At 63.2% G+C, this 19,008-nt stretch carries 22 protein-coding genes; 12 read left to right on the forward strand and 10 right to left on the reverse strand.

Translation table 11 applies throughout. The features are described from left to right. The first annotated feature begins 131 nt into the window (after positions 1 to 131). A complete protein-coding gene (locus EXZ48_RS14170) occupies positions 132 to 581 on the forward strand; it encodes a carbon monoxide dehydrogenase subunit G (RefSeq protein ID WP_023513225.1) in 450 nt (149 codons plus the stop codon). 12 nt (positions 582 to 593) lie between these two features. On the opposite strand, the gene EXZ48_RS14175 is transcribed toward EXZ48_RS14170, so the two are convergent. Genes EXZ48_RS14175 through sppA form a run of 3 tightly spaced genes read right to left on the reverse strand, consistent with a single transcriptional unit; the run spans position 594 to position 2,260 of the window. Then, the gene (locus EXZ48_RS14175; RefSeq protein WP_023513226.1) at positions 594 to 938 is read right to left on the reverse strand and encodes a LapA family protein; all 345 of its coding nucleotides are present in this window, start codon (positions 936 to 938) and stop codon (positions 594 to 596) included. Between the two features lie 44 nt (positions 939 to 982). Further along, positions 983 to 1,300, reverse strand: coding sequence for an integration host factor subunit beta (locus EXZ48_RS14180; RefSeq protein ID WP_160858077.1), 318 nt, complete (start codon positions 1,298 to 1,300; stop codon positions 983 to 985). Positions 1,301 to 1,309: 9 nt separating this feature from the next. Next, complete coding sequence (gene sppA / locus EXZ48_RS14185; RefSeq protein ID WP_130516536.1) at positions 1,310 to 2,260, reverse strand: signal peptide peptidase SppA; 951 nt, start codon at positions 2,258 to 2,260, stop codon at positions 1,310 to 1,312. A gap of 212 nt (positions 2,261 to 2,472) precedes the next feature. On the opposite strand from sppA, the gene lptC reads away from it, so the two are divergent. From lptC to ptsN, 6 genes are all read left to right on the forward strand, one after another. After that, positions 2,473 to 3,141: an LPS export ABC transporter periplasmic protein LptC gene (gene lptC / locus EXZ48_RS14190; RefSeq protein ID WP_130516538.1), complete on the forward strand. Its 669-nt coding sequence runs from the start codon at positions 2,473 to 2,475 to the stop codon at positions 3,139 to 3,141. A gap of 7 nt (positions 3,142 to 3,148) precedes the next feature. After that, entirely contained in the window at positions 3,149 to 3,712 is a 564-nt protein-coding gene (locus tag EXZ48_RS14195) for an LptA/OstA family protein (protein WP_023515898.1), read from the forward strand. A gap of 27 nt (positions 3,713 to 3,739) precedes the next feature. Continuing rightward, positions 3,740 to 4,537: an LPS export ABC transporter ATP-binding protein gene (gene lptB, locus EXZ48_RS14200; protein WP_371328612.1), complete on the forward strand. Its 798-nt coding sequence runs from the start codon at positions 3,740 to 3,742 to the stop codon at positions 4,535 to 4,537. A gap of 200 nt (positions 4,538 to 4,737) precedes the next feature. Next, positions 4,738 to 6,255: an RNA polymerase factor sigma-54 gene (rpoN, locus tag EXZ48_RS14205; RefSeq protein WP_371687658.1), complete on the forward strand. Its 1,518-nt coding sequence runs from the start codon at positions 4,738 to 4,740 to the stop codon at positions 6,253 to 6,255. 250 nt (positions 6,256 to 6,505) lie between these two features. Further along, a complete protein-coding gene (gene hpf, locus EXZ48_RS14210; RefSeq protein WP_024270231.1) occupies positions 6,506 to 7,081 on the forward strand; it encodes a ribosome hibernation-promoting factor, HPF/YfiA family in 576 nt (191 codons plus the stop codon). Positions 7,082 to 7,153: 72 nt separating this feature from the next. Continuing rightward, positions 7,154 to 7,618, forward strand: a complete 465-nt coding sequence (gene ptsN / locus EXZ48_RS14215; RefSeq protein WP_023516844.1) for a PTS IIA-like nitrogen regulatory protein PtsN — start codon at positions 7,154 to 7,156, stop codon at positions 7,616 to 7,618. A 73-nt stretch (positions 7,619 to 7,691) separates the two neighbouring features. Here the strand turns inward: ptsN and grpE are convergent, their stop codons facing one another. Beyond that, positions 7,692 to 8,303: a nucleotide exchange factor GrpE gene (gene grpE, locus EXZ48_RS14220; RefSeq protein WP_130516542.1), complete on the reverse strand. Its 612-nt coding sequence runs from the start codon at positions 8,301 to 8,303 to the stop codon at positions 7,692 to 7,694. A gap of 92 nt (positions 8,304 to 8,395) precedes the next feature. Beyond that, positions 8,396 to 9,472 carry a heat-inducible transcriptional repressor HrcA gene (hrcA, locus tag EXZ48_RS14225; protein WP_245462054.1) on the reverse strand — a complete coding sequence of 359 codons (1,077 nt, stop codon included), beginning with the start codon at positions 9,470 to 9,472 and terminating at the stop codon, positions 8,396 to 8,398. A gap of 193 nt (positions 9,473 to 9,665) precedes the next feature. Here hrcA and rph point away from each other — a divergent pair, with 193 nt between their 5' ends. The 4 genes from rph to hemW are packed head-to-tail and all read left to right on the forward strand — an operon-like array spanning position 9,666 to position 12,665. After that, entirely contained in the window at positions 9,666 to 10,382 is a 717-nt protein-coding gene (rph, locus tag EXZ48_RS14230; protein ID WP_023512387.1) for a ribonuclease PH, read from the forward strand. Positions 10,383 to 10,395: 13 nt separating this feature from the next. After that, positions 10,396 to 10,812: a VOC family protein gene (locus EXZ48_RS14235; protein ID WP_050742650.1), complete on the forward strand. Its 417-nt coding sequence runs from the start codon at positions 10,396 to 10,398 to the stop codon at positions 10,810 to 10,812. Positions 10,813 to 10,820: 8 nt separating this feature from the next. Continuing rightward, positions 10,821 to 11,465 carry an RdgB/HAM1 family non-canonical purine NTP pyrophosphatase gene (gene rdgB / locus EXZ48_RS14240; RefSeq protein ID WP_130516546.1) on the forward strand — a complete coding sequence of 215 codons (645 nt, stop codon included), beginning with the start codon at positions 10,821 to 10,823 and terminating at the stop codon, positions 11,463 to 11,465. Positions 11,466 to 11,471: 6 nt separating this feature from the next. Beyond that, positions 11,472 to 12,665 (forward strand): radical SAM family heme chaperone HemW, encoded by a 1,194-nt coding sequence (hemW, locus tag EXZ48_RS14245; protein WP_245462061.1) that lies wholly within the window; start codon positions 11,472 to 11,474, stop codon positions 12,663 to 12,665. A gap of 125 nt (positions 12,666 to 12,790) precedes the next feature. Here the strand turns inward: hemW and EXZ48_RS14250 are convergent, their stop codons facing one another. Beyond that, positions 12,791 to 13,726, reverse strand: coding sequence for a DMT family transporter (locus tag EXZ48_RS14250; RefSeq protein WP_130516548.1), 936 nt, complete (start codon positions 13,724 to 13,726; stop codon positions 12,791 to 12,793). 136 nt (positions 13,727 to 13,862) lie between these two features. Between EXZ48_RS14250 and gcvA the strand changes: the two genes are divergently transcribed. Further along, positions 13,863 to 14,759: a transcriptional regulator GcvA gene (gene gcvA / locus EXZ48_RS14255; protein WP_130516550.1), complete on the forward strand. Its 897-nt coding sequence runs from the start codon at positions 13,863 to 13,865 to the stop codon at positions 14,757 to 14,759. Positions 14,760 to 14,770: 11 nt separating this feature from the next. Here the strand turns inward: gcvA and EXZ48_RS14260 are convergent, their stop codons facing one another. From EXZ48_RS14260 to EXZ48_RS14275, 4 genes are all read right to left on the reverse strand, one after another. Next, positions 14,771 to 15,268 (reverse strand): GNAT family N-acetyltransferase, encoded by a 498-nt coding sequence (locus EXZ48_RS14260; RefSeq protein ID WP_130516552.1) that lies wholly within the window; start codon positions 15,266 to 15,268, stop codon positions 14,771 to 14,773. Positions 15,269 to 15,344: 76 nt separating this feature from the next. Further along, positions 15,345 to 16,796 (reverse strand): chromosomal replication initiator protein DnaA, encoded by a 1,452-nt coding sequence (dnaA, locus tag EXZ48_RS14265; protein ID WP_130516555.1) that lies wholly within the window; start codon positions 16,794 to 16,796, stop codon positions 15,345 to 15,347. A gap of 976 nt (positions 16,797 to 17,772) precedes the next feature. After that, positions 17,773 to 18,039, reverse strand: coding sequence for a 30S ribosomal protein S20 (gene rpsT, locus EXZ48_RS14270; protein ID WP_023514010.1), 267 nt, complete (start codon positions 18,037 to 18,039; stop codon positions 17,773 to 17,775). Positions 18,040 to 18,229: 190 nt separating this feature from the next. Next, positions 18,230 to 19,003 (reverse strand): enoyl-CoA hydratase, encoded by a 774-nt coding sequence (locus EXZ48_RS14275; protein WP_130516557.1) that lies wholly within the window; start codon positions 19,001 to 19,003, stop codon positions 18,230 to 18,232. Positions 19,004 to 19,008 lie beyond the last annotated feature (5 nt).

Raw genomic sequence — 19,008 nt, forward strand, 5'->3', positions numbered from 1 at the left:
CGATCGTCCGTCGTCGGTTGAATTTCTTGCCGGCAATGCCGGAAAACAAGCGGTCCCCATACCATCCCTCCCCCACTTGGCAAAGCGCTTTCCGATTGCGATAGTTTTGCTTCAATGAAGGAGGATCGATCATGGACATGTCCGGCGAAGAACGCATTGCTGCCCCGCGCGAGGCCGTCTGGGCGGCACTCAACGATCCGGATGTACTGAGGGCCTGTATCCCGGGCTGTCAGTCGCTCACCATGAAATCACCGAACGAGCTGGAAGCCACCGTGAAGATCAAGATCGGCCCCGTCTCTGCCAGCTTCAGCGGCGAAGTGACGCTGTCGAACCTCAACCCGCCCGAGAGCTACACGATCTCCGGCGAAGGCAAGGGCGGCATTGCGGGTTTTGCCAAGGGCGGCGCGGATGTGCGGCTCACCGAGGACGGCGACGGCACGATTCTCGCCTATGACGTCAAGGCACAGATCGGCGGCAAGCTCGCGCAGCTCGGCTCACGTCTCATCGATTCGACGTCGAAGAAGCTCGCGACGCAATTCTTTGCCGATCTCGGCACAAAGCTGAACGGGGGCGCGGCCTGACGCGGGAAGCGCCTACTTCCCGGAAACCGGCAGCATTGCCTGCGAGGCGATGGCCTCGGCGCGCGTCTTGTGCTTTTCCGCCTCGCCGTGCCACTTGACGGCTTCGCTCGCCTCGATGCGGGCACGCTTGCGGTATTTGCCCTGGGTGAACCAGGTGGCGAGCGAGCCGATCACCAGGCCGAAGATCACCGCGAGGAAGAGATAGACGAAGAACGGCGCGGTGACGGAGAGCACGCTGTCTTCCGGCCGGAACGGATTGAGCGCCAGCGTCACCGATTGCCGGTTCGCCACCGACAGCACGATCAGCACGATGCCGATCGGGATGAGCACGAGGATGTTGACTACTCTCTTGATCATGGCGTCACCTTTCTGGCGCAAGGCGCCGGTCGGGCGCCCGCGCTTTAGTCGTCCTGGTCGGCCTGGCCGGGGTTCAGCCGCTCGCGCAGCTCCTTGCCGGTCTTGAAGAAGGGAACCCACTTCTCCTCGACGAAGACCGCATCGCCCGTGCGCGGGTTGCGCCCCGAGCGAGAAGGGCGGTTCTTGACGGAGAAGGCGCCGAAGCCGCGCAGCTCCACCCGGTTTCCGCCGGCGAGCGCATCGGTGATCTCATCGAGCACCGCGTTGACGATGTTCTCGACGTCGCGGTGGTAAAGGTGGGGATTGCGCGCGGCGACAATCTGAACCAGTTCCGACTTGATCACAGTATCCCCCTCAAAAATTCTTGTTTTTCAATCGCGATCAACCTGCCAAACCGAGACCAGACCGTCAAGAAACAACTTTTCGCCGGTCAGCTTTTCGATCGTCGGTTGAAAGTCGAGCGGCAGGCCGAGAATGGAGCGAGCAAAGTCGCGCAGACTGGCGCCCATGAAGGAGAAGCCCGAGCGGTTCGTCGATCGATAATCCACGAAGGGAAGATCGGCCGATACCTTGCGCTCTTCGAGATAGGCGCGAATCTCTTCAGGACCGCCGAGCTGGTCGACGAGCTTGGCGGCAAGCGCCTGGCGACCCGTGAAGATGCTGCCGTCGGCAAGGCGCAGCACCTCGGCGCGCGGCAATTTGCGGCGCTCGACGACGAGGTCGACGAACCAGTCGTAGCTGTCCATCACCATGGCGCGGATCATCGTCTTGGCCTCCTCGCTGGCCGGATGGAACGGCGAGGGTTCGGCCTTCAGAGGTGCGGATTTGATCTCCTCGAGCGAGACCCCGATCTTGTCCATCAGTTCCTTCATCTGCGGATACTGGAAGAGCACGCCGATCGAGCCGGTGATCGAGCTTTCGCCCGCGATGATCGTGTCGCCGGCCGTCGCGATCATGTAACCGGCGGAAGCAGCGAGCGTGCGCACGTCGGAGACGACGGGCTTCTTTTCCGCCACCTTGCGCAGCGCCTTGAAGATCACCTCGCCGCCATAGGTGGTGCCGCCGGGCGAGGAGATCGTCACGACCAGCGCCTTCGCCCGATCGTTGCGGGCGATGCGGTCGAGGCGTTCCAAGAGTTCGGCATCGTCCTGGATGATGCCGGTGATGCTGACGCGGGCGATATGGTCGCGTGCGCCGCTATCCGGCCAGCGCCAGGCGGCCGCGGCGAAGACGGCAAAAAGCGCTATCCCGATGGCGGCGATGCGCCAGAAGGTCAGCTTGCGGCGGAGCTGCCGGCGGTCGGCGATGGCGGAGTGATCCATTCCCTGTCCCTAATTCTGGTGGCCGCCCGGTTGCGGGGTGGCTTGCCGAAGGCCCTATCGATATGGCATTCCAGACGCAAATGGCAATTCGTCGCTGAACTTTCCTGGGCAGACATTGTTTGTTGAGGAATAATCGCCATATGGGGCCCGTTATCGACAGGACCCCTCGTTTCGCAGCGAAGGCCATATCGGCACTCTATCTTGCAGGCACAATGCTGGACACCGTGACAGAAGCACCGTCGGGTGCACAGGGCGTAGGCGCTTCCGCCGAGGCTTACCGCCTCGCGACGCGGCATTCTGCCCGCGTGCGCTTCCTGAAGGTCGCCCTGCCGGTCGCCGCCATCGTCATCGGCGTCATCTTCGTCATCGTCTCCATCGTGCGCACCTATGTTCCGTCCAACCTGCAGGTGGAAAGCGCCACCATCGAGGACGGCAAGATCGTGATGCGCAATCCGGCGATTTCCGGCCGCAACAAGGATGGCGTCAGCTACTCCATGAAAGCCGAGCGCGCACTTCAGGACATGAAGCAGCCGGACGTGCTGACGCTGGAAAACATCAAGGCGAAGGTGCCGGTCAACGAAAGCACGATTGCTGAAGTCGTCGCCGCCACCGGGGTCTACGACCGTGGCAAGAACCTGCTCGACATGATCGCCCCCTTCACCATCAGCCTCAGCACCGGCCTCGAAGCCGCCTTCCGCTCCGCCCATCTCGATATCGACGGCGGCAACATGTCGACGCAGGAGCCGGTTTCCATCCGCTCGCGCGAAGCATCCATTGTTGCGCAGTCGCTGAGAATGACGGATAAAGGCCGGATCGTCGTCTTCGAGGGCAAGGTCGTCGTCGACGTCGACCCCGCCGCCATCCGCAACCGAGAAAAGTAAGAGCGCCATGTTCGCCACTCTCTCCGCCCCGCTCCGGGCCGCCAGCATCTCCGTTCTTGCCGCAAGCCTCGCGCTGATCTCGGTTCCCGCGGGCGCCCAGCAGACGTCGAGCCGCATGAAGGGCATGCAGCTGTCGAACGACAAGCCGATCCAGATCCAGAGCGACAAGCTCGAGATCCGCGACCAGGAGAACAAGGCCGAGTTTTCCGGCAATGTGAAGGTCGTGCAGGGTACGACCACGCTGCAGGCGGGCAAGATGGTCGTCTACTACGCTGCCGGCGGTGGCGGTTCGGTGGCCAGCGGCGATGCGGACATCGAGAAGATCGACGTTTCGGAAAAGGTCTACCTGAAATCCGGCACGCAGGAAGCGACAGCCGACACCGGCACGTTCAACCTCGTCAACGAGACCCTGCTTCTCAAGGGCGAGAAGGTCGTTCTGTCGGAGGGCAAGAACGTCTTCGTCGGCTGCCAGCTGACCGTGACCATGCGCACGGGCGAGGCCAAGCTCGACGCCTGCGGCGGCCGTGTCATGATCCAGCTCGACCCCAAGTCCCGCAAGACCACGAACTGATATAGCGCCCGAACCGTGTCCTCCTCTTTGCTCTCCCGTCTGACGCGCCGCCCAAGGAAGGCTGCGCCGGAGCCCCAGCGCAGCGCCGATCTTTCGCGCTACGACGGGACCCTCATTGCCCGCGGGCTGACCAAGAGCTATCGCGACCGCTGTGTCGTCAACGGCGTGTCGCTCGTCGTGCGCCGCGGCGAGGCCGTCGGCCTGCTCGGCCCGAACGGTGCAGGCAAGACGACCTGTTTCTACATGATCACCGGTCTCGTGCCTGTCGATGTGGGCTCGATCGAGATCAACGGCAACGACGTCACGACCATGCCGATGTATCGGCGCGCGCGTCTCGGCGTCGGCTATCTGCCGCAGGAAGCCTCGATCTTTCGCGGGCTGACGGTGGAGGAGAACATCCGGGCGGTTCTGGAAGTGCACGACAAGGACAAGGCCCGGCGCGAGCAGAAGCTCGACAGCCTGCTTGCCGAATTCTCGATCTCGCACCTGCGCAAGTCGCCGGCCATCGCGCTGTCGGGCGGCGAGCGGCGACGTCTCGAAATTGCCCGGGCTCTTGCGACCGACCCGACCTTCATGCTGCTCGACGAACCCTTTGCCGGTGTCGATCCGATTTCCGTCGCCGACATCCAGGCGCTGGTGCGCCATCTCACCTCGCGCGGCATCGGCGTCCTCATCACCGACCACAATGTGCGCGAGACGCTGGGCCTCATCGACCGCGCCTATATCATCCATGCCGGCGAAGTGCTGACCCATGGCCGGGCGAACGATATCGTCGCCAATCCGGATGTGCGCCGCCTCTATCTTGGCGATAATTTCAGCCTCTGACGCAAACCCCATGCGTGATCGCTGCGATTTTCACCAAGTTCGCGGCTGGCGCTTGACCAAACCCATCAAAAAAGCAATTTTTGGGCCAGTTGGATTTCGCCTCCTGGATCCTGTCGGTCGGAGGCTGCTTTTCCGGGGAGTAGAGCGTCCGCATGGCACTCGCAGCCAGCCTTTTCCTGCGCCAGAACCAGTCGCTGGTGATGACCCCCCAGCTCATGCAGTCCATCCAGCTTCTGCAGATGACTCATGTCGAGCTCAACCAGTTTATCGCGCAGGAAGTCGAAAAGAATCCGCTCCTGGAGATCGCCTCCGGTGAGGAGGGCGCGCGGGAAAACGAACGCGGCAGCGAGGATTATGCCTTGCCGAGCGAAGATCGCGGCCATGCAGAAGGCAGCAGCGGCGAAGAAGGCTTCCAGCCGGATCTTTATGACAACGCGACCAGCGGCAGCGCCGGTAGCGCGCCCGAAACGCTTGACGGCGGCCTCGAAAACATCTTTCCCGACGATGCCGGCCCCCGCGCCGCCGACGCGCCGGAGCTCATCGGCCAGTGGAAATCCATGCCTGGCGGCGGCGAGGACAGCAAAGGTTACGACCTCGATGACTTCGTGGCGACCCGCAAGACGCTGCGCGATGTGCTGAACGAGCAGATTCCCTTCATCCTTCCCGATGCAGTCGATCGACTGGTCGCCCAGTATCTCGTCGACCAGCTCGACGAGGCCGGCTATCTCCAGGGCAGCACGGCCGAGACGGCGTTGCGCCTCGGCAAACCGGTGGCTGACGTCGATCGCGTGCTCTACCGCCTGCAGGAACTCGATCCGCCCGGTGTCTTTGCCCGCTCGCTCAGCGAATGCCTCGCCATCCAACTGAAGGCGAAGGACCGGCTCGATCCGGCCATGGCCGCGCTCGTCGACAACCTCGAACTGCTCGCCCGACGCGATTTCGCAACACTGAAGAAACTCTGCGGCGTCGGCGAGGAGGACCTCATCGACATGCTGGCGGAAATCCGCAAGCTCGATCCCAAACCCGGCACGCGCTACGAGAACAGCGCCTCGGAGGCCGTGGTGCCTGATATCGTCGTGCGCGCTGCACCGGACGGAACCTGGCATGTCGAGCTCAATGCCGACACACTGCCGCGCGTGCTCGTCAACCGCGACTATTACGCCTCCGTCTCCAGCCGTACGCGCCGCGACAGCGCAGATGCCGGCTTCCTCAACGAATGCCTGCAGACAGCCAACTGGCTGACGCGCAGCCTCGACCAGCGCGCCCGCACCATCATGAAGGTGGCGACCGAGATCGTGCGCCAGCAGGATGCCTTCCTGATGTACGGGGTCGACCACCTGCGCCCACTGAACCTGAAGACGGTCGCCGAGGCGATCAAGATGCACGAATCGACGGTGAGCCGCGTCACCTCGAACAAGTACATGCTGACGCCGCGCGGGCTCTTCGAGCTGAAATATTTCTTCACGGTCTCGATCGGCTCGGCGGAAGGCGGTGATTCCCATTCGGCCGAAAGCGTGCGCCACCGCATCCGCACCATGATCGCCCAGGAGCAGCCCGACGCGGTGCTCTCGGACGACGATATCGTCGATGTCCTGCGTCAGGGCGGCGTCGACCTTGCCCGCCGCACCGTGGCAAAATACCGCGAGGCGATGAACATCCCCTCCTCCGTGCAGCGGCGGCGGGAAAAGCGGGCGCTGGCCAAAGCCGCCGCGTCGTGAAGCAAAGCCGGGATATCAGGCCTTTGCGTATGACAGACGTTAAGATTGCGTGAACTCGGGAATTGACTTCGTTAACGGGACGGGCTAATGCGCGCCCCACTTCCGAAGGGAAGGCAGACCGGAATTCCAGATATATCCCCGCTTTTCTGGAGTGTGCGATGCAAAAAACAGCGCATGCGTGAAACGCTTGGAACGTGGATAAGGTTGGAATAGACTGTTGCACGCAAATCACGAAAGAGAGGAAACCTCCATGAGTGTGCGTGTATCCGGTAAACATATGGAAATCGGCGAAACTTTCCGTCAGCGCATTGAAGAGCAGGTCGGAGAGGCCGTAACCAAATATTTCGACGGAGGATATTCGAGCCAGGTTACCGTGGAAAAAGCGGGGTCGCGGTACAGTGCCGATTGCAAGGTACACCTCGATACCGGCATGGCCTTGCAGGCAAACGGCGAAGCGAACGATCCCCTGGCGGCCTTCCAATCGGCGTCGGAACGGATCGAGAAGCGCCTGCGTCGGTACAAGCGCAAGCTCAAGGATCACCACAACGGCAATGGTCACGATGCCTTTGCAGAAGTGGCATACACGGTGATGGATTCGGTCCCCGAGGAAGACGACGAGCTTCCCGAGGACTACGCGCCGACCATCGTTGCGGAAAGCACGAAGAAACTGCGGACCATGTCCGTCGCCAGCGCCGTCATGGCGCTCGACTTGACGGACGATCCGGTTCTTCTTTTCCGCAGTGCAGGCTCGGAGCAGCTCAATATCGTCTACCGACGCAACGACGGCAATATTGGCTGGATCGACCCAGCCAATATCAAAGGCTGAGTGACGGGAGCGTGGCGCCGGGACGGGCGCCACGCCTCTTCAAACCTTCACCCAGCGCACGAGGACAAAAGCATGGCATTGGCAGGTTTGCTGCAGCAGAGTGCGATTATTCCGGCGATGAAGGCCAACTCCAAGAAGCAGCTGCTTCAGGAACTGGCGACAAAAGCGGCAAAGATCACCGGGCTTCCGGAACGCGAGATTTTTGACGTCATCCTTCAGCGCGAGCGGCTCGGTTCGACCGGCGTGGGCAATGGCATCGCCATCCCGCACGGCAAGCTGAAGGAGCTTTCGCAGATCACCGGCCTCTTCGCGAGGCTCGAAACCCCCGTCGACTTCGAGGCATTGGACGACCAGCCGGTCGACCTCGTCTTCCTGCTTCTGGCCCCGGAAGGTGCCGGCGCGGATCACCTCAAGGCCCTCTCGCGCATCGCCCGCGTGCTGCGCGATCCGGCCATGGTTGCCAAATTGCGCGCCTCCGACAGCGAGAGCGCCATCTATGCCTGCCTCAGCGAGGAGCAGGCATCGAACGCGGCCTGACATTTTCTAGAATGGGCACGAAAAAACCGGCGGTTTTGCGACCGCCGGTTTTTCTTTGTCCTGTCGGTCCTGATCAGGCCTGTGCGGTGCTTGCATCACCGGCGGGCGCCTTCGGGCCGCCCTTGGAAACGCCGACCATGGCCGGGCGCAGCACGCGTTCGCCGATGACGTAACCGTCCTGCACGACCTGCACGACCGTGTTGTTGGCGACATCAGCGTTCGGCACTTCGAACATGGCCTGGTGGAAGTTCGGGTCGAACTTCTCGCCGATCGGGTCGAGCTTGCGCACGCCGTGGCGTTCGAGGGCGGCGAGCATGGAACGCTCGGTCATCTCCACACCCTCGGCCAGTGCCTTCAGACCGGCATCTTCCGTGGTCTGGGCATCGGCCGGAATGGCGTCCAGCGCGCGGCGCAGATTGTCCGACACGGCCAGCATGTCGCGGGCAAAGCCGGCGACGGAGTAGGACTTGGCATCCTTCACGTCGCGTTCGGTGCGGCGACGCAGGTTGTCCATCTCGGCGGCGAGACGCAGGTACTTGTCCCTGAGATCGGCATTTTCCGCGCGCAGCGCATCGACCGGATCCGGCTCTGCCGGATCGCCCGCCTCTTCCGGCGCAAACGTGTCGGCGGCAAGAATGTTCTCTACCGCTTCGTCAGGTCCATGGTTCTTGTTCTCGTCGGTCATGACGTACTCCGAATTCCATCTTGTAAGGGTTTGGGCCCGATATCGAGCTTTGATCCCGAAAAATCAAGGGCTGATGCCCGGTTTGCAGGCCGTCAGCGTGAAAGCCGCGAGATCAGCTGGGCGGTGTAGTCCACCATCGGCACGATCCGGGAATAGTTGAGCCGCGTCGGCCCGATAACGCCGACGGCGCCGACGATCTTGTCGTCACCGTCGCGATAGGGGGCGACGATCAGCGAGGAACCGGACAACGAGAAGAGCTTGTTTTCCGAGCCGATGAAGATACGCACGCCCGGCCCCGTCTCGGCCAGGTTCAGGAGCTCGATCAGGCTGTCCTTGCGCTCGAGGTCGTCGAAGAGCATGCGCAGGCGATCGATATCCTCGGCGCCGGCGAGCCCCTCCAGGAGGTTCGCCCGGCCGCGCACGATGAGCCGCGTCGGCTTGCCCTCATCGAAACCACCGGACCAGACCATCAGCCCGCGCTCGACGAGGTCCTGCGACAGCTTGTCCAGCTCGCCGCTGATTTCTCCGCGCAACCGCTGCAGCTGGGCGCGCGCCTCCAGCAGCGTGTTGCCGGCAAGGTGGGCGTTGAGAAAATTGGCGGCCTCGGTGAGCTGCGAACTCGTGACGCCCGCCGGAAGCTCGATGATGCGGTTCTCCACCAGGTCGTGATCGCCCACCAGCACGACGAGCGCCTTGGTCGGCTCCAGCCGGATGAACTCGACATGTTTCAGGATGGCGTCGTTCTTTGTGGTGATGACGAGGCCGGCCCCGCGCGACATGCCCGACAGCGCCTGGCTCGCCTCGTTCATCATGGTCTCGACGGCGGTGTGCTTCTGGCCGTGCGGGCGCACATGACGCTCGATCGAGGCGCGGTCCTCCGACGAAATGTTGCCCACCTGCATGAAGGCATCGACGAAGAAGCGCAGGCCAAGCTGCGTCGGAAGGCGTCCGGCGCTGATATGCGGCGAATAGATGAGGCCGAGTTCCTCAAGATCGCTCATCACATTGCGCACGGAGGCCGGCGAGAGCGACATGGGCAGAATGCGCGACAGGTTGCGCGAGCCGAGAGGCTCGCCGCTTTCCAGATAGCTTTCGACGATACGGCGGAAGATTTCGCCCGAACGCTCGTCGAGCGCTGCCTGACTGTCAGGACCCGGAGATTTCTTCAAAACCATCTTTCCGCTGCAAACCCTGTTATCCGACAGGAATATAGTGATTTCGCAAGAGAGCGCAAAACGGATTTTCCCGCCGCGATTTTCCGCCGCAAGGCGCCAAAACACAAGCCTTGCGCCGCGCTGCCATTCCCTCGCCCGGCGATCTGGTCTAAAGCAGCTTCCCAGATAATTCAGACAGGAGTTCGCAATGCGGCCGTCCGGCAGAAAAACCGACCAGATGCGCAAGGTTTCCTTCGAGCGCAATATTTCCAAACATGCCGAAGGCTCCTGTCTCGTCAAGTTCGGCGACACGCATGTGCTCGTCACGGCCAGCCTTGAAGACAAGACGCCGCCATGGCTGCGCAACAGCGGCAAGGGCTGGGTCACCGCCGAATACGGCATGCTGCCCCGCGCCACCGGCGACCGCATGAGGCGTGAAGCCGCTGCCGGCAAACAGGGCGGCCGCACGCAGGAAATCCAGCGCCTCATCGGCCGCTCGCTGCGCGCCGTCGTCGATCTCGAAGCGCTCGGCGAGCGCCAGATCACCGTCGACTGCGACGTCATCCAGGCTGACGGCGGCACGCGCACGGCGTCCATTACCGGCGCCTGGATCGCCCTTCACGACTGCCTGAAGTGGATGGAAGCCCGCAACATGATCAAGGTGGAGAAGGTCCTGAAGGACCATGTCGCCGCGATCTCCTGTGGCATCTTCGCCGCCCAGTCGGTCATCGACCTCGACTATCTCGAGGATTCCGCCGCGGAGACCGACGCCAATTTCGTCATGACCGGTTCGGGCGGTATCGTCGAAATCCAGGGCACCGCCGAGGGCAAGCCGTTCACGGAGGAGGAGTTCTCCAGCCTGATGGCGCTTGCCCGCGCCGGCATCGCCGATCTCGTCACCCTGCAGAAGCAGGCTGTCGCCTGAGACAGGTTTCGTCATGACCGCCGCGATCGAAGGCATTCTCGAAACCGCGCTCTACGCGGACGACCTCGACGCGGCGGAAGCCTTCTATGGCGGCATCCTGGGATTGGAAACGATCACGCGGCAGGCGAACCGCCACGTCTTCTTCCGCTGCGGCGCCGGTGTGCTCCTGATCTTCAATCCTGCCGAAACCGTGCATCCGCCGCCGCCCCACGCCTTTCCGGTGCCGGTGCATGGCGCGAAGGGCCCGGGCCATGCCTGTTTCCGCGTGCCCGGCCCGGCGCTTGATTTCTGGGTGAAAAAGCTCGAAGAAGCCGGCATCGCCATCGAAGCGGACTTCTGCTGGCCGAACGGCGCCCGCTCCATCTATTTCCGCGACCCTGCCGGCAACAGCCTCGAATGTGCCGAACCGGGCCTCTGGAACATCGCTTGAGGATTTTCATGCGCAAGCTCGACACCAAGACGATCGTCGTCGCCAGCCACAATGCCGGAAAGATCCGCGAGATCGAAGACCTGATCGGCCCGTTCGGCTTTTCTGCCAAATCCGCCGCCGAACTGAAATTCGAGGAGCCGGACGAAACCGGCACGACCTTCGAGGAGAACGCGACGATCAAGGCGCTTGCCTCGGCAAAGGCCTCGGGCCTTCCCGCCCTGTCGGACGATTCCGGTCTCGTCATCGACGCACTCGACGGCGCGCCGGGCGTCTACACGGCAAACTGGGCGGAAAAGGAAGACGGCACGCGTGACTTCGCCATGGCTATGGAGAAGGTGGAGAAGGCGCTTGCCGACAAGGGCATCACCGAAACCAGGGGCCGCACGGCGCGCTTCGTTTCCGTGCTGTGCCTTGCCTGGCCCGATGGCCATACCGAACTCTTTCGCGGCGAAGTGGAAGGCCACGTCGTCTGGCCACCACGCGGAACGCAAGGCTTCGGCTACGATCCGGTCTTCCGGCCGGACGGCTATGAGACGACCTTCGGCGAGATGAGCGCAGAAGAAAAGCACGGCTGGAAGCCGGGGGATGCGGCCGCACTGTCGCACCGCGCCCGTGCCTTCAAGCATTTCGTCGAAACCTGCCTGAAGGCTTGAGGCGCGATGACGGCGGTGCCCTTCGATATCCGGCCGAGCATGAGAGCGGACCTTTCCGACCCCGGTTTCGGCATTTATGTGCACTGGCCGTTCTGTGCCGCCAAATGCCCCTATTGCGACTTCAACAGCCATGTGCGCCACCAGCCGGTCGATCAGCCGCGCTTCGTGCAGGCCTTCCTGAAGGAGATGGCGACGATGCGCCGCCTCACCGGCTCGCGCAGCGTCACCAGCATCTTTATGGGCGGCGGCACGCCCTCGCTGATGGCACCGGAGACGGTGGATGCGATCCTCAACGGCATCGCCCGCCACTGGCATGTGCCTGATGGCATCGAGATCACCATGGAGGCAAACCCCTCCAGCGTCGAAGCCGATCGGTTCCGCGGCTACCGCGCGGCCGGCGTCAACCGCGTCTCGCTCGGCGTTCAGGCGCTGAACGACCGGGACCTGAAGTTTCTCGGCCGGCTGCATGACGTTGCCGATGCGCTGAAGGCGATCCGGCTGGCGCGGGACATCTTTCCGCGCATGTCCTTCGACCTCATCTACGCCCGCCCCAACCAGAGCGTCGAGGACTGGGACCGGGAGCTGAAGGAGGCCGTCTCCTACGCCGTCGATCATCTCTCGCTCTACCAGCTCACCATCGAGGAAGGCACACCCTTCTATGGCCTGCACAAGGCCGGCAAGCTGGTCGTCCCCGACGGCGAGCAGTCCGCCGTGCTCTACGAGGCGACGCAGGAGATCACCGAGCGCGAGGGCATGCCGGCCTACGAGGTCTCCAACCATGCCCGTCCCGGTTCGGAGAGCCGCCACAACCTCACCTACTGGCGCTATGGAGACTATGTGGGCATCGGCCCCGGGGCACATGGTCGCCTTACGACAGGCGGCGCAAAAATCGCCACCGCGACGGAGCGGCGGCCGGAGGGCTGGCTGGAGCTTGTCGAGGCGGAGGGCCACGGCATGGTCGACCAGGAGCTTTTGGAGCGCGAGGCGCAGGCGGACGAACTTTTGCTGATGGGGCTTCGCCTGAAGGAAGGCATCGACCTCGTCCGCTGGCAGGCGCTGTCCGGTCGCGATCCGGATCCGGATCGCGAACAGTTCCTCATCGAACACGGTTTTATCGAGCGGCTTGGCAATTCGCGGCTACGCTGCACGCCGGCCGGCATGCTGATTCTCGACGCCGTCGTGGCGGATCTCGCCTGCTGACCCTTCGGCCGTTCCAATGAAACTCCCTCACTGGAACGGCCTTTCTGGAATGTCTTTCCAACATTGTTCCGGAGGCCCGGTTCGGCACATGTCCGCCGAACTCGTACTCCCCGCCAAACCATGCGCTAAGCGTCAGAGCCGATCGGCCGGCGCTTTTCCGTGATCATGCGCAGGAGACGCCCGTCGATGGCCGCAAGGCCGACGGCGATCAGCGCCATGCCGGCAAAATGCTTCGGCGCCAGCACCTCGCCGAGAACCAGCGCGCCGAGCAGGATGGCGCTGACGGGGATGAGGAAGGTCACGAGCATCAGGTTCGTCGCACCTGCCGTGGCGAGAATGCGGAAGAAGATGACGTAGGCGAGCGCGGTGGCAAGGAAGGCAAGGCCGAACAAGGCCATCCAGGTCCCTGCCGAGGGCATGGCGAGCGTCCACGGCTTGTCGACGATCAGCGCAACCGGCAGCATCAGCACGGCGGAAGCCGTCACCTGCCCTGCGGCCGGCAGCAGCGGCGGCAGGCCCATGCGGCGGAAGCGGCGACCGAAGATACCGGCAATCGAATAGGAGACAGCGCCGCCGAGCACGGCCAGCTGCGCCAGGAGATTGGCCCCGAGGTCGGAGAGCACCGAGGGACCGATCATCAGCGCCACGCCGAGAAAGCCGACAATGACACCGACGAGGCGCCCGCCCGTCATCTTCTCGTCCGTCGTCAGGAGATGGGCGGCGATAACGGCAAAGAGCGGTGTGGTGGCGTTGAGGATGGAGGCAAGGCCACTCGCAATATGCGTCTGGCCCCAGACGATCAGCGAAAACGGAATGATATTGTTGAGCACGCCCATGCCGAGGAAGGCGAGCCACACCTCCCTGCTGCGCGGAATGGCATAGCCGGCGAGGCGCACGACCATCCAGAGCGCAAGGGCGGCAAGGCCGACGCGGGCAGTGACGATGGTGAGCGTCGGCAGCTCGCGCACGAGAATGCCGTTGAAGAGGAACGAACCGCCCCAAAGAAGCGAGAGCGCGATGAGCAGGCCCCATTCGCCTGCGGTCATATTACGGTTGGCCATCGGAACATCCTTGCGAAATTTTCTAAATCGAACGTGATGCCCGGATGTCAAAATCCGGTTTTCACGTTATAATTCCGCGGATTTCCGTGCCGTACAAACGATCATATTTCGGCTTTTCAGCAAGGAAAACTAAATCATGAGCGGCCGCCTTCCCTCCCTCTCCGGCCTGCGCGCCTTCGAAGCGGCGGCACGGCATCTGAGCGTCACGCTCGCCGCCGGCGAGCTCAATGTCACGCCCGGTGCCGTGAGCCTGCAGATCCGCGAGCTGGAGCAATCGCTTGGCGTGCAACTCTTCGAGCGGCGGCCGCGGCAGATCCGGCTGACGGAGGAGGGCGAAGGATATTTCAAGGCGATGCGCTCGGCCTTCCGCATGATGCGCGAGGCGACCGACGAATTGCTGGTCCGGGCACGATCCCCGGCAACGCTGTCGATCAGCTGCACGCCGACCTTCGCCGCCCAGTGGCTCGTGCCGCGCCTGCCGAAATTCGAGGAACGCGTGCCCGGCGCGGACATCCGCATCAGCGCCTCGAACCGTCTCGTCGATTTTGCCCGTGACGGCGTCGATATTGCGATCCGCCACGGCTTCGGCCGCTACGAAGGCCTTGTCAGCGAAAGGTTGCTTGACGACGACCTGATGCCGGTCATCGCACCGGCTCTGAAGGACAAGACCCCGCTGGATACGCCGGCGGACCTCTCCGGCCACGTACTGATACATGACGTGCACCGGCAGGACTGGCGGCTCTGGCTGGAGGCAATGGGCGTTGCCGGCATAGACGTGCAGCGCGGCCCGGTCTTCACCGACAGCAATGGCGCAATCGAAGCCGCCAAGGCCGGCGACGGCGTGGCACTGGCTCGGCTGTCGCTGGTGGCGCGCGAAGTCCAGGAGCGCCGGCTCATCGCCCCCTTTTCACGCGGCGTGACGACGGGCCTTGCCTACTACATCGTCTATCCGCCCGGCGCGCTGGACCGGCCGGCTGTCGCAGCGCTGCGGCAATGGCTGACGGAGGAGGCCCGGGCGGTGCGCGGAAACTGAGACAAGGCCGTTCAGTCGTCGAAATCTTCCATCTGCTGCCTGTAGGCCTCAAAACCCGACCGGGCGTAGGTCGCCTGCGCCTTCGGGTGATCATTCGTGTCCGTATGGAGCCAAACCCGCCGCGTCGTGCGCGCCCACACGGCACGCAGGGCAGTGTCCAGCAGGAAGGGGCCGAGGCGCCGGCCATAAGCCGCCGGAACAAGACCGAAATGGGTGAGCTCGATATCGGGCGCGGCCACGGCATCGAATTCACAAAGACCGATCGGCCGCCCCTCCTCCCGCAGGACAAAGGTTTCCGTCGAGGCGGCAGACAGGAAGAGCGCCAGGTCCTCCCGGGTCATGTTCAGGCGGGAGTCCCAACCGAGCGGCGTGCCGATTGTCCGGTACAGGGCGAGGTAATCCGGCACGGACATGCGTTCCCGCCGAAGCTCCAGGCCCGCGACGGGCGCCAGCAGGGGCTGGCCCGCCGGCGCAACGCGCTGTTCCATGTAGGTGACAAGCAATCTCATGCCGGGCCCCTCAAAGGCAGAATGCCGTGCCAACCCAGCGGCAAGCACGGCATTGGCACGGCGAAGCGGAGCAGGTCTACTCGTTGATCAGCCGCTTGAGGAGTTCGATCTCGTGGCTGAGCTTCGTGTCCCCCGAAATCAGCTCCTCGATCTTGCGCACGGCGTGCAGCACGGTCGTGTGGTCGCGTCCGCCGAAGCGACGGCCGATCTCCGGGAAGGAGCGCGGCGTCAGCGTCTTCGACAGATACATGGCGATCTGCCGCGGCTTGACGATGACGCGCGTGCGGCGGTTCGAGACCAGTTCCTGGCGCGAGACGTTGTAGTGTTTCGCCACGACGCGCTGGATGTCCTCGATACGCACCCGGCGCGGCTCGCCGGCAGCGACGAGATGGCCGAGCAGCTCGTCGACGCGCTCGATCGTAAGGTTCGGCTCGAAGGAACGGCGGAAGAGCAGCTGGTTGAAGGCGCCTTCCAGTTCCCGGCCGCTTGCCGTGATGTTGCGCGCGACGTGGCTCAGGATCTCGACCGGAATGTCGAGCGAGCCATCTTCCTGCTGCGCGGCGGCGAGGCGGCGCTTGAGGATTTCGAGGCGCATTTCGTAGTCGGGCGCTTCCATCTCGATGGCGACGCCGCCCTGGAGACGGGAACGAACCCGCGGATCGAGCGATTCCAGCTCCCACGGCGCGCGGTCGGCAGCGACCACGACCTGCTTGGCGGAATCCAGCAGCATGTTGAGCAGGTGGCAGAACTCGTTCTGGATCGAATTGCCCTGCAGGAACTGCATGTCGTCGATGATCAGGAGATCGATATTGCGCAGCGTCTCCTTCAGGGAAAGCGCATCATTGTCGCGGATCGCGGTTGCGAAGCGCCACATGAAGTATTCGGCCGTCAGATAGACGACGCGCGGATTGCGGGCGCTCGACAGGGCGCCGAGCGCGATCGCCTGCAGGAGATGCGTCTTGCCGAGGCCGACGCTGGAATGGACGAAGAGCGGGTTGAAGCGCACGGCACCGGCACCGGCTTCCGCGATCGTGCGGGCAGCGGCGAGAGCGACGCGGTTCGAAGTGCCTTCAACGAAGACATCAAACGTATAACGCTGGTCGAGCGGCGAGCCGAAGAGCGGGCTGGACTGCTGCGCGCGCGGCTGGGCGGCTGCGGAAACAGAGACCGCAGCGCTGGCGACGGGCTGCGGGCCGCTTGCCGGGCGGCGCGGCTGCGCCTGGGGCGCGACGGGTTCGGTGACTGCCGTATCCTCGGCAAGTCCGGTGCGGGCGCCGCGGGTTGCAGTGCGCACCAGGATTTCGACCTTGAGGATCTCGGCATCTTCCTGCTGGAACAGACTGGTGATGAGATCGAGATAACGATTGTTGATCCAAGATTTGAGGAACGTCGTCGGCACCGACAGGCGCACGACGCTCTTGGAAACGGAGTGGACCTTCAACCGCCCGAACCAGCTCGCAAAGACGTCCGGACCAACCTGCGCCTTCAATCGCGCGCTGACCCGTTCGAAAATCGCGTCCTGCTTCATATCGGATGGAACCCCCGCCGCCTGCACCCCTTCTTGCGGGAGCGCCTTCAGTGCATTTTCCCCATTCGCGAATGCACCAGCCGTTCTGGCCGTATTCATCTGCATCTTGCCGCCTTTCATGCGTCCTTCGCCACGTCGGCATTCCTGCCGGCGCCTTTCATGTTTGCCACCCCCCGGCCGTGCCGAGCCATCGCCCGGTCCGGGAGCTGGTGCCCCGATCATGCCGACCCCCTACATTCGGCACGAACCTGTTTCCCAAACACAATTCGGGTCCGTCGGATCCGTTGTCATGCCGGATCATCAAGCCCCGTCTGTGGCCGCGCCGCTCACTCCCTCGTCGAGCGTACGGCGGGCATGCCCTCACCATCCGGATCGTCCTCACGACCCTTGCAACCGGCGCAACCAATAGTCACAAAAACCCTCGCCAGTGTGCGGTGAGGCACCTGGGGCAAGTGTTGCCGATTGGATGATTTTACGAAGCGGAGCCGCTCCGTCACAGGGGACAAACAATCACCGCTGTCTTCATGAGACAGTCTTGTCAGCGATCATTTTAAGGCTGTGTCCGCGCCCCCTGTGGAAAGCATTTAGGCAGGATCAGGCACCAAGATCAATCACGAATTTTACGCAAAATTAAGGGGCAGCCGTTGACTCGCAAGCGCGTTCCTGACTCGGAATCGGGGGGCCAAAGGAGAATCTGTTAGGAATCAATGGCTTTGTTTTCGGGTCCTTTTCGGAACCCCCAAAAAACGAAAAAAATAAAAATTCGCTTGACTCAAATTGCTGTCAAACTCCCGCAACGAAAGGCGGAAGAACCCCACCCAACCTCCTGCAAGTAACTGAATTTAAAGGATTTTCTTCGTCACTCTTTTGACACGATCAAGCCTTGCACATTCACCATGGCCGGGTCAAAAAACCAAAGAAAAAGCCCGGCGCAAGCGCCGGGCTTTTTCTAATATTGCATAGCTCGATGGAACTATCAGGCCGACATCGTCTTCACGCGGTTCGCCAGACGCGACACCTTGCGGGATGCTGTATTGGAATGGAGCACACCCTTCGTGGCGGCGCGCATCAGTTCCGGCTGGGCAGCCTTCAGAGCGGCAGCGGCGGAAGCCTGATCGCCGGAGGCGATGGCCTCTTCGACCTTGCGGATGAAGTTGCGGACGCGCGAGCGGCGCGACTTGTTGACTGCGGTGCGCGCGGCGATCTTGCGGGTCGCCTTCTTTGCCGAGGTTGTATTGGCCATTTATGCCTCTCTTCAGAAATCTGACACAAACTCCACCCTCGCCGTGCCGGGTCACTGCGACCTGTCATCAAAGCAATTCGGGAGCAATATCGGAAAACCTTGGAATTCGGCTTTCCAAACTGTGGGCGGCGTATAGCGGGAAACCACGGCGACGTCAACGCGGATTCTGCAAGAAACGCCAACCGCGGTCTCAGCGATGCCGGAAGGCCGGCTTGCGCTTCTCGATGAAGGCCGCCATGCCCTCCTTCTGGTCTTCCGTGGCGAACAGCGCGTGGAACAGGCGGCGCTCCGCGCGCATGCCCTCGGCCAGCACGGTCTCGTAGGCGCGGCCCACCGCCTCTTTCGCCAGCATGGTGGCCGGCAGGGAGTAGCCGGCGATCTTCTCCGCCGCGGCCAGCGCCTCTTCCAGCAGCTTTTCCGGCGCCACCACACGAGCGACAAGGCCGGCGCGTTCGGCTTCGGCCGCATCCATGAGGCGGCCGGTAAGGATGAGGTCCATCGCCTTGGCCTTGCCGATGGCGCGTGTCAGGCGCTGCGTGCCACCCATGCCGGGGATGACGCCGAGCGTGATTTCCGGCTGGCCGAACTTCGCCGTCTCCGAAGCGATGATGAAATCGCACATCATGGCGACCTCGCAGCCGCCGCCGAGCGCAAAGCCGCTGACGGCGGCGATCATCGGCTTGCGGCAGGCCGCCACATCGTCCCAGCCGGCGGCAAGATCCTCCATCATGGCGTCGGCAAAGCCATAGGGCTGCATCTCCTTGATGTCGGCGCCGGCGGCAAAGGCCTTTTCCGAGCCGGTGATGACGATGGCGCCGATGCCGGCATCCGCCCCGAAGGCGGCAAGCACGCCCTTCAGCTCGTCGAGCAGCTTGCGGTTCAGCGCGTTCAGCGCCTGCGGCCGGTTGAGCGTGACGAGACCGACGCGCCCGCGCGCCTCCACCAGCAGGGTTTCATAGGTCATGGTTC

The organism is Shinella sp. JR1-6 (genome assembly GCF_004284735.1).
Lineage (GTDB): Bacteria > Pseudomonadota > Alphaproteobacteria > Rhizobiales > Rhizobiaceae > Shinella.

What these genes read in the sequence shown, in the direction of transcription:
- EXZ48_RS14275 (WP_130516557.1), bottom strand. Translation starts at nt 19,003, where the DNA reads ATGACCTATGAAACCCTGCTGGTGGAGGCGCGCGGGCGCGTCGGTCTC.
- hpf (WP_024270231.1), top strand. Translation starts at nt 6,506, where the DNA reads ATGAGTGTGCGTGTATCCGGTAAACATATGGAAATCGGCGAAACTTTC.
- hemW (WP_245462061.1), top strand. Translation starts at nt 11,472, where the DNA reads ATGACGGCGGTGCCCTTCGATATCCGGCCGAGCATGAGAGCGGACCTT.
- gcvA (WP_130516550.1), top strand. Translation starts at nt 13,863, where the DNA reads ATGAGCGGCCGCCTTCCCTCCCTCTCCGGCCTGCGCGCCTTCGAAGCG.
- rpsT (WP_023514010.1), bottom strand. Translation starts at nt 18,039, where the DNA reads ATGGCCAATACAACCTCGGCAAAGAAGGCGACCCGCAAGATCGCCGCG.
- dnaA (WP_130516555.1), bottom strand. Translation starts at nt 16,796, where the DNA reads ATGAAGCAGGACGCGATTTTCGAACGGGTCAGCGCGCGATTGAAGGCG.
- EXZ48_RS14170 (WP_023513225.1), top strand. Translation starts at nt 132, where the DNA reads ATGGACATGTCCGGCGAAGAACGCATTGCTGCCCCGCGCGAGGCCGTC.
- EXZ48_RS14250 (WP_130516548.1), bottom strand. Translation starts at nt 13,726, where the DNA reads ATGGCCAACCGTAATATGACCGCAGGCGAATGGGGCCTGCTCATCGCG.
- lptC (WP_130516538.1), top strand. Translation starts at nt 2,473, where the DNA reads ATGCTGGACACCGTGACAGAAGCACCGTCGGGTGCACAGGGCGTAGGC.
- rdgB (WP_130516546.1), top strand. Translation starts at nt 10,821, where the DNA reads ATGCGCAAGCTCGACACCAAGACGATCGTCGTCGCCAGCCACAATGCC.
- sppA (WP_130516536.1), bottom strand. Translation starts at nt 2,260, where the DNA reads ATGGATCACTCCGCCATCGCCGACCGCCGGCAGCTCCGCCGCAAGCTG.
- rpoN (WP_371687658.1), top strand. Translation starts at nt 4,738, where the DNA reads ATGACCCCCCAGCTCATGCAGTCCATCCAGCTTCTGCAGATGACTCAT.
- EXZ48_RS14235 (WP_050742650.1), top strand. Translation starts at nt 10,396, where the DNA reads ATGACCGCCGCGATCGAAGGCATTCTCGAAACCGCGCTCTACGCGGAC.
- grpE (WP_130516542.1), bottom strand. Translation starts at nt 8,303, where the DNA reads ATGACCGACGAGAACAAGAACCATGGACCTGACGAAGCGGTAGAGAAC.
- ptsN (WP_023516844.1), top strand. Translation starts at nt 7,154, where the DNA reads ATGGCATTGGCAGGTTTGCTGCAGCAGAGTGCGATTATTCCGGCGATG.
- EXZ48_RS14260 (WP_130516552.1), bottom strand. Translation starts at nt 15,268, where the DNA reads ATGAGATTGCTTGTCACCTACATGGAACAGCGCGTTGCGCCGGCGGGC.
- rph (WP_023512387.1), top strand. Translation starts at nt 9,666, where the DNA reads ATGCGGCCGTCCGGCAGAAAAACCGACCAGATGCGCAAGGTTTCCTTC.
- EXZ48_RS14195 (WP_023515898.1), top strand. Translation starts at nt 3,149, where the DNA reads ATGTTCGCCACTCTCTCCGCCCCGCTCCGGGCCGCCAGCATCTCCGTT.
- EXZ48_RS14175 (WP_023513226.1), bottom strand. Translation starts at nt 938, where the DNA reads ATGATCAAGAGAGTAGTCAACATCCTCGTGCTCATCCCGATCGGCATC.